The organism is Desulfovibrio sp. (genome assembly GCF_009712225.1).
Taxonomy (GTDB): domain Bacteria; phylum Desulfobacterota; class Desulfovibrionia; order Desulfovibrionales; family Desulfovibrionaceae; genus Desulfovibrio.
Genome location: NZ_WASP01000004.1, coordinates 75325 through 91176 on the forward strand (window position 1 = coordinate 75325; position 15852 = coordinate 91176).

Annotated in this window: 16 protein-coding genes; 5 read left to right on the plus strand and 11 right to left on the minus strand. The window is 57.2% G+C overall.

What is annotated here, in order from left to right; all coding sequences use genetic code 11:
* Positions 1–34 precede the first annotated feature (34 nt).
* The gene (locus F8N36_RS03805; RefSeq protein ID WP_291331469.1) at positions 35–961 is read right to left on the minus strand and encodes a LysR family transcriptional regulator; all 927 of its coding nucleotides are present in this window, start codon (positions 959–961) and stop codon (positions 35–37) included.
* 148 nt (positions 962–1109) lie between these two features.
* Here F8N36_RS03805 and F8N36_RS03810 point away from each other — a divergent pair, with 148 nt between their 5' ends.
* Positions 1110–2054, plus strand: coding sequence for a DMT family transporter (locus tag F8N36_RS03810; protein ID WP_291331470.1), 945 nt, complete (start codon positions 1110–1112; stop codon positions 2052–2054).
* Here F8N36_RS03810 and F8N36_RS03815 read toward each other — a convergent pair.
* Positions 2039–2458, minus strand: coding sequence for a helix-turn-helix domain-containing protein (locus tag F8N36_RS03815; protein ID WP_291331471.1), 420 nt, complete (start codon positions 2456–2458; stop codon positions 2039–2041). The genes F8N36_RS03810 and F8N36_RS03815 overlap by 16 nt on opposite strands.
* A gap of 120 nt (positions 2459–2578) precedes the next feature.
* Here F8N36_RS03815 and F8N36_RS03820 point away from each other — a divergent pair, with 120 nt between their 5' ends.
* Positions 2579–3241, plus strand: a complete 663-nt coding sequence (locus F8N36_RS03820) for an NAD(P)H-dependent oxidoreductase (protein ID WP_291331472.1) — start codon at positions 2579–2581, stop codon at positions 3239–3241.
* Between the two features lie 105 nt (positions 3242–3346).
* On the opposite strand, the gene F8N36_RS03825 is transcribed toward F8N36_RS03820, so the two are convergent.
* The 5 genes from F8N36_RS03825 to F8N36_RS03845 all read right to left on the minus strand — a co-directional run bounded on the left by F8N36_RS03825 (position 3347) and on the right by F8N36_RS03845 (position 8626).
* On the minus strand, positions 3347–4069 hold the full coding sequence (locus tag F8N36_RS03825) for an ABC transporter ATP-binding protein (RefSeq protein WP_291331473.1): 723 nt from the start codon (positions 4067–4069) through the stop codon (positions 3347–3349).
* On the minus strand, positions 4069–4839 hold the full coding sequence (locus F8N36_RS03830) for an ABC transporter ATP-binding protein (RefSeq protein WP_291331474.1): 771 nt from the start codon (positions 4837–4839) through the stop codon (positions 4069–4071). The genes F8N36_RS03825 and F8N36_RS03830 overlap by 1 nt, the downstream gene beginning before the upstream one ends.
* Positions 4840–4986: 147 nt before the next feature.
* A complete protein-coding gene (locus tag F8N36_RS03835; RefSeq protein WP_291331486.1) occupies positions 4987–6075 on the minus strand; it encodes a branched-chain amino acid ABC transporter permease in 1089 nt (362 codons plus the stop codon).
* An 87-nt stretch (positions 6076–6162) separates the two neighbouring features.
* Positions 6163–7077, minus strand: a complete 915-nt coding sequence (locus tag F8N36_RS03840; protein ID WP_291331475.1) for a branched-chain amino acid ABC transporter permease — start codon at positions 7075–7077, stop codon at positions 6163–6165.
* Between the two features lie 379 nt (positions 7078–7456).
* Positions 7457–8626 carry an ABC transporter substrate-binding protein gene (locus F8N36_RS03845; protein ID WP_291331476.1) on the minus strand — a complete coding sequence of 390 codons (1170 nt, stop codon included), beginning with the start codon at positions 8624–8626 and terminating at the stop codon, positions 7457–7459.
* Between the two features lie 400 nt (positions 8627–9026).
* Here F8N36_RS03845 and F8N36_RS03850 point away from each other — a divergent pair, with 400 nt between their 5' ends.
* The gene (locus F8N36_RS03850) at positions 9027–9191 is read left to right on the plus strand and encodes a hypothetical protein (protein ID WP_291331477.1); all 165 of its coding nucleotides are present in this window, start codon (positions 9027–9029) and stop codon (positions 9189–9191) included.
* A gap of 231 nt (positions 9192–9422) precedes the next feature.
* Here the strand turns inward: F8N36_RS03850 and ggt are convergent, their stop codons facing one another.
* A complete protein-coding gene (ggt, locus tag F8N36_RS03855; RefSeq protein ID WP_291331478.1) occupies positions 9423–11087 on the minus strand; it encodes a gamma-glutamyltransferase in 1665 nt (554 codons plus the stop codon).
* Positions 11088–11285: 198 nt separating this feature from the next.
* Here ggt and F8N36_RS03860 point away from each other — a divergent pair, with 198 nt between their 5' ends.
* Positions 11286–11786: an AbrB family transcriptional regulator gene (locus F8N36_RS03860; RefSeq protein ID WP_291331479.1), complete on the plus strand. Its 501-nt coding sequence runs from the start codon at positions 11286–11288 to the stop codon at positions 11784–11786.
* A 59-nt stretch (positions 11787–11845) separates the two neighbouring features.
* Here F8N36_RS03860 and F8N36_RS03865 read toward each other — a convergent pair whose 3' ends face one another.
* Positions 11846–12601, minus strand: coding sequence for a sulfite exporter TauE/SafE family protein (locus F8N36_RS03865; RefSeq protein WP_291331480.1), 756 nt, complete (start codon positions 12599–12601; stop codon positions 11846–11848).
* Between the two features lie 218 nt (positions 12602–12819).
* Positions 12820–13803: a TDT family transporter gene (locus F8N36_RS03870; protein WP_291331481.1), complete on the minus strand. Its 984-nt coding sequence runs from the start codon at positions 13801–13803 to the stop codon at positions 12820–12822.
* 125 nt (positions 13804–13928) lie between these two features.
* Between F8N36_RS03870 and F8N36_RS03875 the strand changes: the two genes are divergently transcribed.
* A complete protein-coding gene (locus F8N36_RS03875; RefSeq protein ID WP_291331482.1) occupies positions 13929–14807 on the plus strand; it encodes a LysR family transcriptional regulator in 879 nt (292 codons plus the stop codon).
* Between the two features lie 36 nt (positions 14808–14843).
* Here the strand turns inward: F8N36_RS03875 and F8N36_RS03880 are convergent.
* Positions 14844–15852: tetratricopeptide repeat protein (locus F8N36_RS03880; RefSeq protein ID WP_291331483.1), on the minus strand; the 1009-nt coding region annotated here is incomplete at its 5' end.

Here is a 15852-nt window from a genome sequence, read left to right on the forward strand (position 1 = left end):
CGTACCCAATGGTAAAATTTGTGTGTGTCTCAGCCTACACCTGTTGCCGTGCAGTAGGCAATTTTTCTCTTGCTTTGACCCCGTGTGCTGCTTGTGTGGCAAAGACCTGCTGGGCAATGCGTATGAATTCCCTGGTGGCGGGCGACATGCGGCCTGTATCAGGCACGGCCAGGGCAACCTTGCGCACCGCGGCGGGGCGCAGGGGCTTTTTGACGTAAGAGTGTGTGGTCTCCGGCGGCAGGGCCGATTCTGCCACAATGCTTACGGCGTCACCCCGTGCCACGGCGGCGATGGTGCTCACAAGCTGCAACGAACGGCATTGGATATCGGGCTGTAAACCCGCCGCATGGAACAGGCGTTCGATGATGTCCTCTGACCCGGCCCTTGTCATGGCAAAGGGGCTGGCGCAAAGGTCTGCAAGCGTTACAGAGCGCTTGCCTGACAGCGGGTGCGCCGTGGGCAGCAGAGCTACCAGCTGATCCTGCATGAGAGAAAAGGTGTCAAAGCGCTCGTTGGGCAGGGTCACAAAGCCCACATCCACGCGGTAATCCGCCAGCCATTGAGTCACCTCGCCGTCGGGGCCTTCATCCACATGAATTTCAATGCCGGGAAAGGCCGCGCGGTATTTTTCAAGCACCGGGGGCAGCAGGCGCAGCGAAGCCGTAGGCCCAAAGGATCCGATGCGCAGCGTGCCGCGTTTCATGCCGCGTGCGGCAGAGGCCTCTTGCCGCATGGATTCAGCCAGCCCCAGCATGGCCTGTGCCTGACGCAGCAGGCGTGCGCCCACATCGGTAAGCTCCGGGTTTTTGCCGCGGCGCAGCAGGCTGACGCCAAATTCCTGCTCCAGAGCCTCAATGGCGTGTGATACACCAGACTGCGAGATGCCCAGTCGCAGGGCCGCCGCCGTAAAACCCCGGCAATCCGCTACGGCAGAAAATATTTCAAGCTGGGTGAGGGTCATTGTGGTGTTACCATGAGTTTTTACTCATTTCACTATGAATAAACATGGGCGTAAGTGTATGACAGTACGCCCGCAGGGGCAATGGCGTGGCTTTTACCATTTAAGAGCCGCCGCATACATCACGAATCAAGGCAGCAGAATAATGGCAATGATTGCAGCTACAAGAGACGCTTCTGTTTATGTGCGGCTGGCTTTGGTGGCAGTGGCCTGGGGTGGAACATTTATCGCGGGCAGAAGTCTTGCCGGGGTAGCGCCCATGTTCTCGGCCTGCCTGCGATTTGTGCTGGCCTCGGCGGCCCTGAGCCTGTTTTTGCTGCTTTCGGGCAAGGGGTTCAGGCGGGTAAACCTCCGTCAGACGCTGGTGGTAACCCTGCTGGGTTTTTGCGGCATTTTTTCGTACAGCTTTTTCTTTTTCAGCGGGTTACAGTACATCAGCGCCTCGCGGGCGGCCCTGATTGTGGCCCTTAACCCCGCAGTCATGACCCTCATCGCCTATCTGTTTTACAGGGAGCGTGTAACCACGCTCAAGGTGCTGGGTATTGTGCTGTGTTTTTGCGGTGTGGCTCTGGTTGTGGGCGGGGGCGACCCGCAGGGTGCGGCAGGAGGGCGCGGCTGGCCGGGCGAGGCGCTCATTGGCGGCTGCGTGCTGAGCTGGAGCGCCTACAGTGTATTTTGCAAAAATGTGGTGCGTCAGTTGGGGCCTCTGCACACTGTTACCTATTCCATTTACGCCGGTACGGTCATGCTGGTGCTCTACGCAGCTGCCACAGGTGAGCTGCACATGGGCGCGGTATGGCGCTTTAGCCTGACCGAGATCGCAAGCCTGTTCTACCTTGGGGTGATCGGCTCTGCCGTAGCCTATATCTGGTATTACGACGGCATACAGCAGATCGGCGTGGCCCGGGCCAGTGTGTTTATTGCCCTCAATCCATTGTCGGCAGTGCTTTTTGGCGCGGCTCTGCTGGGTGAGCAGATGACCCTTGCCACCCTGTTGGGCGGGGTGCTGATAATCAGCGGCATCGTGGCTGAAAACCGGCAAAGCGGTGGAACTGCCCAGCAGAAAAGGCAGCCACCGGTTCAGTCAAAAGGCTGAGCAGCGCCAGACTGACAGGCGCAGCCTGCGGCATCAAGTATGCCGGCATCTTTTTCAAAATCTAGTTGCTCCCGACCCCAGGCGTACAGTTCTCCCAGGGCCGGGAGCAACTTTTTGCCGCGCTCGGTGAGGGAGTATTCCACCCGTGGGGGGACTTCGTTGTACTGTTTGCGGATAACCAGTCCGAAATCTTCCAGCTCGCGCAGGCACTTGGTCAGCATCATGTTGGTGACACCCCGCACACTGCGTTTGAGTTCGTTGTAGCGCACTGTTTCCTGATCAGCCAGATGCCACAGGATAGGCAGTTTCCACTTGCCGCCGATGCGCCTGAAAACATGCAGGATGGGGCATTGGGTCTTGTCGTCGTACAGGCCGCCGGTGGATGGTGCGGAAGATTTTGACATTGGTTGCTCACAAAAAGTAGGGAAGAAAAATATGCGTACTTGCGAAAATATTCTTAGAGCAGGTATACACCATGGTCAAGCGGTACCTGACAACACATCAGTCTTACCAAGGAGAAAATTATGAAAATTTACGCAATAAATGGTGGCCCGAGGAAAAAGCACAATACAGCCCAGCTGTTGCAGGCTGCGCTGGAAGGAGCCGCAGCCGCGCCCTGTGCCGAACCTGTCGAAACCGAAATGATCCACCTGTACGACCTGAACTACAACGGCTGTGTGAGCTGTTTTTCCTGCAAGCGGAAAGGCGGCAAGAGCTACGGCCACTGCGCGGTCAAGGATGACCTGACCCCTGTGCTGGAAAAACTTGCGCAGGCCGATGGTGTCATTTTTGGCAGCCCCATCTACTTTGGCAATATTACCGGCAAGCTGCGCAGCTTTTTTGAACGCCTGATGTTTGCCTACTTTGTGTACGACGAGAATTACAGCTCCCTGGCTCCCAAGCGCATGCCCACGGCCTTTGTTTACACCATGAATGTGGACAGCACCCTGATGGAGCAGTACGGCTACCGCCAGAACCTGCAGGGCATGGAAATGTTTGCGGGCCGCCTGTTTGGGGAGCCGCAGGTGCTGCACGCCTGCAATACCTACCAGTTTGACGACTACAGCAAATATGAGTGCGAGCGTTTTTCGGAATCGGAAAAAGCCGCCCATCGGGCAGTCCAGTTCCCCAAGGATCTGGAAGAGGCCCGCAAGATTGGTGCGGCCATGGTTACTGCGGGCAAATAACGCAGGGGCGCAATTCCTCAGGCTGCGTTTTTTCAACGTAAAAAGCCCCCGCTTTGCAACGGGGGCTTTTCTGCATCTTGTCTTGGGGAGCAAGCCCTTTGCGGGCTATGCGCCCAGATAGGCGGCCTTGATTTCTGGCGTATCGGCCAGCTCTGCGGCGGTGCCTTCAGCCACGATGGCTCCGGTATCGAGCACGTAGCCACGGTCGGCTACCTGAAGGGCCAGACGGGCATTCTGTTCCACCACAACCACGGTCAGGCCCTCGCTGTTGAGCTGCTTGAGCGTGCGGAACATGTCGTACATGAGCAGGGGTGAAAGACCCATGGAGGGTTCGTCCAATAGCAGCACCGAGCAATTGGTCATGAGCGCGCGTCCCACGGCCAGCATCTGCTGTTCGCCGCCAGAGAGCGTGTCGCTGCGCTGGTGCATGCGTTCCTTGAGGCGCGGAAAAAGCTCAAAAACCTTGTCCACGTCTTTCTGGATATTGTTGTCCTTGCGCGTCCAGGTGGCCAGCTTGAGATTTTCGCTCACCGTAAGGTTGCCGAAAATGTGGCGGCCCTCGGGCACAAGGTCCATCTTGAGGCGGGCCACCACGTGATGGGGCTCGGTTTTCAGGATGGATTCGCCGTTAAAGCGGATGTCGCCACTGATGACAGTGGGCGATTCCGGCGGGGTCAGGCGCATGACGGCCTTGAGCGTGGTAGACTTGCCCGCGCCGTTAGCCCCGATAAGGGTAACAATTTCGCCCTTGTTCACGTGAAACGAAATGCCGTGAAGGGCTTCAATCTTGCCATAGCCGGCGTAGAGATTTTCAACTTCCAGTAGCATCACACGTTCTCGTCGCCCAAGTAGGCCTTGATGACATCGGGGTTGGACTGAATTTCCTGCGGCGTACCCTTGGCAATGGTCTTGCCGAACTCAACAACGGTAATGTGCTGGCACAGCGACATGACCACCTTCATCTGGTGCTCGATCATCCAGATGGCGATCTTGAATTCGTCAAAGATCCAGCGGATGTGCTTGATGAGTCCGTCCACGTCTGAAGAGTTCAGACCAGCGGCGGGTTCGTCGAGCAGCAGCAGCTTGGGGTCGGTGGAAAGGGCACGGGCCAGTTCCACGCGGCGCTGCAGACCGTAGGGCAGGTTTTTGGGAAACTCGTTGGCCACATCTGCCAGTTCCATGATTTCGAGAATCTTTAAGGCCTTCTGGCGCACACGCTTTTCTTCGCGGCTATAGCGCCCGTTGTTGAGCCATGCGTCCAGCAGCCCGTAGCCCAGCCGGTGGTATTGCGACACGCAGATGTTGTCGAGCACCGTCATGTCGTTCCACAGGCGGATGTTCTGAAAGGTGCGTGCCATGCCCATGGCCGTAACCTGATGCGGCTCAAGGCGCGTATCATATGCCTGGCCGTTAAAGATGATCTGCCCCTCGGTGGCGTGGTAAAAGCCCGAAGCCAGATTGAATACCGTAGTCTTGCCAGCGCCGTTGGGGCCAATGAGGCCCACAAGGGTGTGGTCTTCAACGGCGATGGAAAAATCCGTTAGCGCAATCAGCCCGCCGAAGCGTTGCGTGACTTCTTTCATTTCAAGCAGTGCCAAGGTCAGCCCCCACTCGTTCTGGTTGTCTCTGTATCATTGGCGCTTTCAGGGCATGTCGCCCTGGGGCCAGCCGCGCTGGAGCAATCGGTTCAAAAGCCCGGCAAGGTCTGCCTGCAAACCCTTGCCACAGAGCATGCGATTGTTGCTCTAGTCTTGCTTGCCGAAGCTGACCAGCCGTTTCAGTTTGGGGAACACGTCGGTCAGTTCCCGGTTGCCCAGCAGGCCTTCAGGCCTGAACTGCATGAGCAGGATAAGAATCAGCGGGATGATAACCCACTTCCATTCCTGGCTGATATTGAACGAATCGGGCACAAAGGGCAGCATGTGCGCCACATCGCTCATGGCCGGAAGGGCAAAACGCAAAAGTTCGATAAGCAGGGTAAAGAGCACGGCCGCCAGCACAGAGCCAGAGAGCGAGCCCATGCCGCCCAGATACACCATGACCATGGCCTCGGTAGATTTCATGATGCCGAAGCTGTTGGCGTAGATGGAGCTGAACATGTGGGCGTACAGCGCGCCCGCCACACCGGCAATACCCGCCGAAACCATAAAGGCCACAAGCTTAACCCGCTTGGTGTTGACGCTCATGATTTCTGCGGCAACCTCATTCTGGCATACGGCGGGAATACCCTTGCCCAGAGTGCTGTTGACCAGGCGGTGCAGCATCATGGTTGTGATCATCACACCCAGCAGCATCCAGATCATCATCCAGGGTATTTCGGCCACGCTTTCCATGGCGCGCACAACGCTGCGCATGCCCGTGAGGCCGCGCGGGCCACCCACAAAGTCAATGTTGATGATGAGCGAAATGATGATGTAGTTGGCCGCGATGGTGATGATGGCCAGATAGTCGTCGCGCGTTTTGAACGAGGGCAGGGCCACCAGCAAGCCAAAAAGCGAGGCCACGCCACCCGCTGCTGCAAGCACAAAAGGAAAGAGCAGGGGGGCCAGCTCGGGCGGCAGCAGAGGGGCACCCATCATCTTGTTTTTGGTAAACAGAATGATGGAAATAAGCCCGCCCACATAGGCGCCCACGCACATGAAGCCCGCATGACCACATGAAAATTCGCCCATGTAGCCGTTCACAAGGTTCAGGCTTGTGGCGAATATGATGTTGAGGCCCATGAACTTGATGACCGAGAGCCAGTAGCCGTCAATCCACGAAAAGTATTCGGCAAAAACAAGCACCAGACCGCCCAGCAGAAAGAGGAGACAGTCGAGCTTTTTCTGCTGGATAACACGTTTGATGGCATAGCCGAAGCAGAGCACGCCCAGTATGGCAAGAACCGTTTGAACAAAAAGAGGCAGCATCTGACACTCCGGCTAGATTTTGGTCGTTTGCGGCATGCCGAAAATGCCCGTGGGCCGCACCCACAGGATGAGCAGCAAAATTGTAAAGGAGAACAGGTCCATATAGGTGGATGGCAAAAAGGCCACCACCATAATCTCTACAAAGGCCAGCAAAAAGCCGCCCACAAATGCGCCGCGTATGTCGCCAATGCCGCCCACAACAGCGGCGATAAAGGCCTTCCAGCCGATCATGGCGCCCATGTATGGCTCAAGGTTGGGGTAGCACATGGCAAACAGCATGCCACCAAGCCCGGCGATGCCGGAGCCCAGCACAAACGTGACCACAATGACGCTGTCGAGCGGAATGCCCATGAGTGGCAGGGCAAAGCGGTCCCACGATACGGCCCGCATGGCCATGCCCACTTTGGTGCGTGTGACAATGGTCTGCAAAAACAGAAAGACCAGCACAGCCGCTATGATAACCCATACCTTGAGGTTGGTTATCACCAGCGGGCCAATGGAATATACCGTTTTGTCGATTAGTTCAGGAAGCTTACGCTTTGTTGCGCCCAGCAGTGCGAGGTTGCCGTTTTCAAGGATAAGGCCGCACATAAGGGCTGTAATAACCACATACAGCCTGTGTGCGCCCTTGCGGCGCAGGGGGCGGTAGGCGATGCGTTCAAGCGTAACGCCCACAAGTGCTGTAAGGCCCATGGTGAGCACAATGGTCAGCCACAGGGTCATTGGCTGCGAAAGGCCAAGCCCGTCGGACGAAATCAGGTATGTGGCAACAAAGAACGAAATGTAGGCCCCAACCATAAAAATATCGCCGTGGGCGAAGTTGATGAGGCGCAGCACCCCGTAAACCAGGGTGTAGCCCAGGGCAATCAGGGCGTAAAAGCTGCCCCATTGCAAGGCGTTGAGGGTCTGTTGCAGCAAAAAGTCCATAGGGCTACCCAAAAGCTGGCGGTTACAGTGTGCGTAGTCTGTACTAGTTGGCTTGCTTTCCACCAATCAGGTGGAAAATGTGTAAATAATCTGCCGGTCGCGAGCCTGCATGGTTCGAGCGTTACCGGATATGACAAAAAAATTCAGCGTATTACGCGTCATTGAGCTGCTTGCCCTGTGGAAAGGACAATATGAGTAGGTCAGCACCATTTGTGCTTATATTACAAAAATGTGTAAAAAACCATTCTTATTTGTCAGGGTGTGCCATATCTGGCGTGCGGTGTGCTCAATGCCACACCGGGGCAGCTGATCGTCCAAGCCGGAGTCTATGCCGCCGCGCGGCCCCTGTGGGGTAGGCCGCGCGGCAGTGCCAATAACTCTATTTGGGGCAGACAGATTCCACGAAGGCGAATGCGCCAGTTTCCGTCACGCGCACGATAACAGCACACTTGATGGGGTCGCGGTTTTCGTCAAACTTCATGCTACCCGTGATGCCGTCAAATTTTTCCATGCCAGCCATGTTGTCGCGGATGATCTTGCGTTCCTTCTTGAGGTCGGGGTCGATCTTGCCGTTCTTCTGGATGGCCTGAAGCACGATGTTGATGGAGTCCCAGGTCAGAGCGGCAACGTCGTCCGGCACATAGCCATACTTGGCCTTGTACTTGTCGATGAATTCCTTGGTCTTGCCGGTGGCGCCTTCAGCGGTGTAGTGGGTGGAGAAGTACTGGTTGACGCAGTCCTTGCCACAAAGGTTGAAGAGTTCGGCAGAACCCCAGGCGTCAGAACCCATGAAGGGGCCCTTGTAGCCGAGGTCACGGGCCTGAGGCACGATAAGGGCCGCAAAGCTGTAGTTTTCAGGCACAAAGATAAAGTCGGGCTTGGCGGCGATGATCTTGGTCAGCTGGGCCGAGAAGTCCTGGTCTTTGGGACCGTGCGATTCCATGGCCACCACAGAGCCCTTGCCGTGGGTCTTTTCAAAGGCTTCCTTGAAGTTGTCGGCAAGACCCTTGGAGTAGTCGTTGGAGACTTCAAACAGCACGGCGGCCTTTTTGGCGCCAAACTTCTTGGTGGTAAAGTCAACGGCCACAGGAGCCTGGAAGGGGTCAAGGAAGGCGCCGCGGAACACCCAGGGGCGGTCCTTGGTGGCGTCGGGGTTGGTGGACCAGGGGGTGATCATGGGAACCTGTTCGTCATTGGCAACAGCGCCTGCGGGCACGGCCTGACGGGAAGACTGCGGGCCTACAATGGCCATGACCTTGTCACGCTCAATAAGCTTCAGGGTGACGTTAACGGCAGATTCGGGTTTGGATTCATTGTCTTCATAAATAAATTCAAGTGGGTACATCTTGTCACCCACTTTCAGCCCGCCCTTGGCGTTGATCTCTTCCTTCAGCATTTCAGCCGCGTACTTGGAACCTTCACCCACCTTGGGAATTTCACCGGTAAGGGGGATGGGGAACCCGATTTTGATTGGAGCTTCTGCGGCCATGGCCGCCTGCCCCACGAAGAGAGACAGGGCACAGACTGACGCTACTTTCAGCAAATTCATGAAGGCCTCCCGAGTTTTATGTGCAGTTACAGGGGTGTACCAAATTACGGTAAGCCAGGATAAAGCAAAAAGCATCCCTTTTTGCTAACCATCTGGAAAAACAAATTATTAATTAAATCAGAGTCTGGAGAAATTACGTTTCGGTAACTTTTGTCAGTGTAAACCATACAACTTAGTGAAAATACAAACCGATTATTAGAGCATGAACCTTGTCTCATATGTGGTATCGTAAGTCAAATATGATACCATTATGGGTTTGTAGTGGGTGGAATAGCAGCTAATGCACATTTAATAGTTTGATTTTTAAGACTTTTATCGTTTGCGTGTAGGTGTGATCTTTCGGGCGGTAATCGCCCGGATGGTGTATTGCGACGCGCCAGTTCAACTCTTGAGGCGGGTGATGAAATTTAACTATGTGATTCTACAGATAAAAAATATGTTTTCAGCAAAAATACGTTTTGGTGGTTTTGCAGGCCTGCTTGCTGGGGGCGGAGATCCAAAGGTGTATAAAAAACAAAAAAACCAGCATGGTAACAGTGTTTTTTGTGTTTCTACGAAATGGTAGTCTTTGTCTTGAGTGGAACAGATGGCCGGTTCTGAAAAATATGGAGCCTGCGCAGGAGTTCAAATCAGATTCGCCAGACAAGCCGTGCGCAAAAAAACATGCGGTATATAAGCACGATTCTGTGACAAGCGCCACACAAAAACGTGTTCCCGCTTCGGCCATTTGCGCCCAGCAGCCACTTGCTGGCCAGTGTTGTCAGCCGGTTATGGAGGTGCTGCGCCCGAGGCGAACTTAATAGCCCGAAGCCAGACCATCACTGCGGGGGTCTGTGGCTCCAAAGAGTATGCCCATTTCATGGTCGCACAAAATGGCACCCGCGTGACCCATCAGATCACTGAAACTGCCCAGTACCTCCACGTCGTGCCCTCGTTGCCGCAGGTTATCGGCAACCTGCGGGGCAAAACGCCCCTCGATGCGCAGGTTGTTGACTGGCAGGCCCCAGCTGCGGCCATACAGCCAGCGCGGTGCAGCCACTGCATCGTGTGGGCTCAGGCCAAAATCAACCATGCGCGTCACAAGGGCAGCCTGGGTTTGCGGCTGGCCTTCACCCCCCATTGTTCCATACACAAGCCAGGGCTTGCCGTCTTTGCGCAGCATGGGTGGGTTGAGGGTATGCATGGTTCGTTTGCGGGGTTCAAGCGTATTCACATGGCCCGGGTCGAGCGAAAAAAAACTGCCCCTGTTTTGCAGCAAAACTCCTGTGTCGCCAGCAACAATGCCTGCACCAAAATCGTGAAAGATGCTCTGGATGGCGGAAACAGCGTTGCCCTGCGCATCTACAACACCGAACCAGCAGGTGTCTCCCTTGGGTTCCAGCGGGTTGCCGGGGACATGGGCGCGGTCCATGCGGATGCGCTGCGCCAGCTCGCGGCCGTGTTCGGGCGAGAGCATGTGTTCCAGTGGAATCTTGGCAAAATCAGGGTCGGTAACATAGGCATCGCGTTCGGCAAAGGCCAGTCTTGTGGCCTCTACCACTGCGTGGATGTGGTCTGCGCTGCCTTCGCCAAGACTTGCCACGTCCATGTGCGCAAGAATGTTGAGAATGGAAAGCGAGGCCACACCCTGGGTGTTGGGGGGCAGGTTGCAGGCCTCAAGGTCGCGGTAGCGCACGCGCAATGGTGTGACAGATTCCGCCTTGTGCCGGGCAAAATCATTGGCGGTCAGCAGGCCGCCGTTGTCTGCAAGCCAGCGGGTTATGCGTTCGCCCAGCTCGCCTTCATAAAAGGTGCGTGCTCCCTCACGGGCGATGAGGTTCAGCGTGGCGGCAAGTTCTGGCAGGCGTAAGCGCTCGCCCACATGCGCCGGTTTGCCTGTGGGTAAAAAAGTGCGGGCAAAGCCCGGCTGGTTTTGCAGCTGCCTATATCCCCTGGGGTCTGCCTTGCTGTCTTCATGCAGCCAGTACGAGAGTGAAGGCGCTACGGCAAAACCATTCTCGGCAAGGGCGATGGCCTCCTGCAGCAGGTCGGCCAGTGCAAGTGGGCTGCCCCACGAGCGACTGAGAGTGTGGGCGGCATCCCAGCCAGAAACAACACCCGGTACGGTGCAAGCCGCCAGCGGCCCGCGTAGGGGAATGGCCGACAGGCCTTTTTGGGCAAAAAAGGCGCGCGTGGCCTTTTCGCCTGACCGACCACTGGCGTTGATGCCGTGCAGCGTGCCTGTGGAGGCTTCGTGCGCCAGCCAGAAGTTGTCGCCCCCTATGCTGCACATCTGGGGGTATACCACGGCCAGCACTGCCGCCACGGCAATGGCCGCATCAAGGGCTGTGCCGCCCTTGCGCAGCATGTCCACCCCTGCCTGGGTGGCAAGGTAGTGGGGCGAGGTCACCATGCCACGTGTGGTCATGGGGTCAAAGCGCTGCGGTTCTGTCTGGGCATAGGGGCTGGACGTAAAGTGCATGGCATCCTCTGCTGAAAAAAGTTCTTGGCCTTTCAGCAGACTAGCGGGTGGGGCAGTATGCGTCAAACAGCCAGAAGAGGTGCCATAAAAGCCCGTTGAGGGCCGAAAAAAAAAAGCGTAAGCAGGGGCCAAGCGCCGCGGTGCAGCGGCCAATGACAGAGCATGCAACCGCGCCCTGCGCGGTGCGAAGGACAAATTATGGGCACAACGCTGATGCTGTTTGCCGTAGGGCTTGCGGGAAGTTTTGTTTTTGACCGGTTCGACCTGCCCGGTGGAGCCATGACCGGAGCCATGATTGCCGTGGTCATTTTCAAAAGCTGCGGTTCCATCACCGCACCAGACATGACGCACTGGGTGCGCTTTCTGGTTTATGGCTGCGTGGGGGTTATTGTGGGCAACATGTACAACCCGGGCATGCTTGATGCCGTGCGCGAAACATGGCCCATGATGCTGCTTTCAACTTGCATCATTCTGATGGCAGGTCTGCTGTGCACCTGGATAGCCGTGCGCTGGGGGGGGCTGTCTGTGGGTGGGGCCTATCTGGCCACCAGCCCCGGCGGCTTCAACGCAGTTGTGGCCCTTTCGGGCGGCACGGGAGCAGAGGCCCCCATGGTCATGGTGTACCATCTGGTGCGTATCTATGCCATTGTGCTGCTGTCACCATTTGTAGGCAAGCTGCTGATGTCTTTATCGAAATAATTTCGACATCATTCGCTGTGCGCTTTCAATGCCCCTGCCGGAATCTGGCGGGGGCTTTTTTAACGGCTCAGCAGCAGAATAATGCCACCCAGGGCGGGCAGCAGCACCATGCAGCTTTTGAGCAGCAACTGTGGGGCCATGCGGGTAAACTTGGCCCCCACATACGCGCCAATAATCTGACCGGCCAGAACCTGCACAAACAGGGTGGGGTCGAGATGTCCCGCCGCCAGAAAGCCCAGACTGCCCAGTACCGCAATGGGCAATATGACCAGCATGGTCGTGCCCACGGTCTGGTAGAGCGGCACGTTGAAAATAATCAGCAGGGTCAGCTGGATAAAGGGCGTGGCCCCCACGCCGCAGGCACCGGAAACAAGTCCGTTGAACATGCCCACAACGCTGGTAAGCAGCCAGAAGCGCATCCCACCGGTATTGTTGCAGCGTATGCTGAACACGGGGTGCTTGGGGTGAAACACTCGCAGGTAGATAAGCAGGGCCGAAAATATGAGGACAATGCCGGTGAGGGGCTTGAGCGTTTCAGAAGCAAGAGAAGACGAAATGTGTGCGCCCCAGAAGGCCCCCACCGCGCCAAACGCGCCCATGAGCAGGCCCAGACGGCGGTTTACGTTGCCCTCGCGAAAGTGGCTGATGGAGCCGGAAAGCGAGGTAAAGGCCATGGCAGCCAACGATGTGCCCAGGGCCACATGCATGGGGATGTTGAATCCCACGCTGAGCATGGTGATCATGACCCCCGCGCCGCCAGCACCCACAAAGCCCAAAAGTATTCCCAACAAAAGCATGGCGGCAAAAATAAGCATAAAGCACCTGCGATACGTGGCCGCCCGGGGCGGCATAAGAGTGGCATTTCAGACAGGTCGAGGGTAACGGCCCGCATTTGCGCACGCTAGCCCCGCAGGGGATGGGGTGCAAGCCGAAATTTTGCGCCTTGCCCCCTCCTGGCCCATCTACGTATGTTTTTGGGCACGAACCAAAGACGTTAAGATGTGGCGGCTCTTTGGGTTCGTGCCAGCTCCCCTCAGATATGTGCGGCCCTTTGGGCTCGCATAAGCGTATCCCACGCCCGCACATAAAAAATCAGGTAGCGGCAGCACACGTAGGCCACCACCACGGTGGCAACGATCATTTCAAGCACGGCAAAAAACTTGAGCTGCAGGCTGTATTCCAGAGCGGCCGGATAGGCGGCCAGCATGTCGGAAACCTTGTACAGCGCCGTAGCACCCACCGCCATGGGAAAGGTATAGGCCGCAAAGCCGGGGGTAAAGGGCAGACGCAGCAGTTTGAAAAACGCCACGTAGATAATGCTGGTCATCAACACGGCAACCCCAAGCAGCAGGCTGCACAGCAGCAGCGAGGGCGAGGGCTCAAGGCTCAGGTAAGCCACCAGCGAAAGGCTGGCTGGCGCGGCCAGAATGGCGATGGTGGGTTTGGAGGCGTCTTCAATCTGGTTGGCAAAAATGAGGCGGTACCACATGACGGGCAGCAGGGCGGCGTAGCTCACCATGCCAAAGACCATCAGGCCGTATGCAAGGTTGTAGTAGGACTGGCCTGGCACGGTCATGGCCGCAACGCTAATGCCCACAAAGGGCACAAACCAGCTGGGCACCATGTGGTGCAGGCTGAACTGCCTTACCCGAAAGGCTACAAAGGCCAGCAGCAGGCACAGGTGCAGGCCCACGGCAAACAGCCACAGGCCCTGCGCAGCCCGCGCGTCAACAATGCTCAGGCTTTTGGATTGCAGCATCAGTGCCATGGCAATGGTGGGCAAAATGCTGCCCAGCACGGGGTGACGCAGTTCTTCGAGCAGCAGGCGCGGGTTGAATGCAAATTTGCCCGCCAGCAAGAAGGTAAGCGTCATGGAGGTCAGCGCCCCAAGCACCTGACCGAAATTGTGGAGAGGCAGGCTTTTTTCAAGCCCCATGCCCAGGCTGGCTATGCCCAGCGCCAGGCCCGCAAGCGGAGTGGGAACGGCACGAAAGAAACTGCGTATGCTCTGCAACATAAAAATATCCTCGGTTGTGGTCTGCTTGCGGGTTTGCCATGAAAATGGCATTAAGAAAATCGAAATGAATTTAATATAACGTATAAAATAATTAAACGTTAGCTTGGTGCAAACAAGGTGCAGGCATGACTCTCAAACAGTTGCAGGTATTTATCGCGGTCGCACGCTATGAGAATCTTGGGCAGGCTGCAGATGCCCTTTTTCTTACCAAGGGTGCAGTATCACAGGCTTTGCAGGAGCTGGAGCGGCATCTAGGCGTGCGGCTTTTTGACCGGGTTCACCCGCACCTGCGGCTGAATCATGAGGGCGCACAGCTGCGCCCTCTTGCAGACGAAATGCTGCAAAGGGCCGAGGCCATGGAGCGTCTGTTTCAGGCTGGAGGGGCATGTTTTTTGAACGTGGGGGCGAGCAAGACCATCGGCAACTATCTGCTGCCGCAGCTGCTGTGCGATTTTGAAAAACAGAACGCTTGGCTGCCCAAGGCGCAGATTGCCAATACGGCGCGTCTGCTTGAGCTGGTGGAGACCTACACGCTGGATGTGGTTTTGCTGGAGGGCGAGCAGCACCTGCCGCAAATGGAGTCAGTGCAGTGGTTGCAGGACGAAATGGCCGTAGTGGCCTGCCGGGGGCATTCGCTGGCAGACGGCAAGGCTCACGCCCCCGAAGAACTGGCGGGCCAGCGCTGGATACTGCGCGAACCCAATTCCGGCACCCGGGCCTATTTTGAACACACCCTTGGGGCGCTTATCGCGCCGTACAACGTGGCCTTGAGCCTCAGCTCCACCGAGGGTGTGCTGGGCATGGTTGAGCGGGGCATGGGCATCACCTTTGCCTCGCGGCTCATGGCCGAGTTGCCGGGCTTCAGCAGCAGGTTTTCCATAATCCGGCTCAACCGTCAGTTTTCACGTACGTTTACGATTTGCTGGCATCAATCCAAGTACCATTCGGCGGGCATGGACAGTTTTATCCGTTTTTGCCGGGCGTGGTCGCCTGCCAGAAAATAGCCTGTACGCCCAAGCCCTCCCCTGCCCGCACCTTGCCTAGCGCTGACGCGTGAGGTGGTACACGCGCGGCACCATGTACATGAGGCTGAACTGCCCCCGCGTGGGTTCATAGCGCGTGGCAACCACTACAGAACCAAGGTTCCACAGGTGGGCATCATCGCCCTCGCCAGCGGAGGCTGGCCCAAAGCGATCGGTGACCATCTTGAGGATGAGCGCCTCAACGCTGTTGTCGGGCGCGGCATAATCCAGCTCAAGAAAGCCCAGCGGCGCAGGGTCGCCGGGGCCATAGCAGATGGCCATCTGGCGCGCGCCGGGGGCAACCTTGGAGGCGTCGTAGAGGTCGCAGATGTAAGCGTTGTCCTCACGCGTGACCGTGGCGCCGTACTGCTTGAGGGCCGCACGCATGGAGTTTCTGTCCGTATTGTCCAGCCGCTGGCCGAACAGCACGGCCTCTGGGCGTGTGGGTTCGGCGCGGGCCATTTCTTCCAGATCCTTCATGGCGTTGGTGTCGCCGTTCATGGCGGCGGCATAGAGCAGCAGTACCGCACGCGCTGGGTTCTTGGTCACGCCCTGCCCGCTGCGGTAAAAATGCCCAAGCCGGAACAACGCCTCTGTCTGCTGCTGTGCGGCAGCACGGCTGTACCACGCCGCTGCGGCCTTGAAATCTTGCGATACTCCCCGGCCAAGCTCGTACAGCATACCCAGATTGTACTGGGCTTCGGGCTGGCCCTGCCGGGCGGCAAGGTCAAACCAGCGGGCGGCCTCGGCGGGGTTGGCCTCTATGCCGCGCCCCTGCTCGAGCATACGGCCATAGTTGCTCATGCCAGAGGGGTGGCCGGTCTTGGCCGATTCGGCAAACCAGTGCAGTGCCCGGCCCATGTCGGGCTCCACGCCCTGACCAAGGTCGTACAGTACGCCAAGGTTGTTCATGGCCTGACCGTCGCCCGCTTCGGCATGTTTGCGCCAGATGCTCTCTGCCGTGGCATAGTCGCCCTTGGCGTAGGCCATGGCGGCTTCCTCTGCCTGGGTGGGGGGGGCGTTTTTT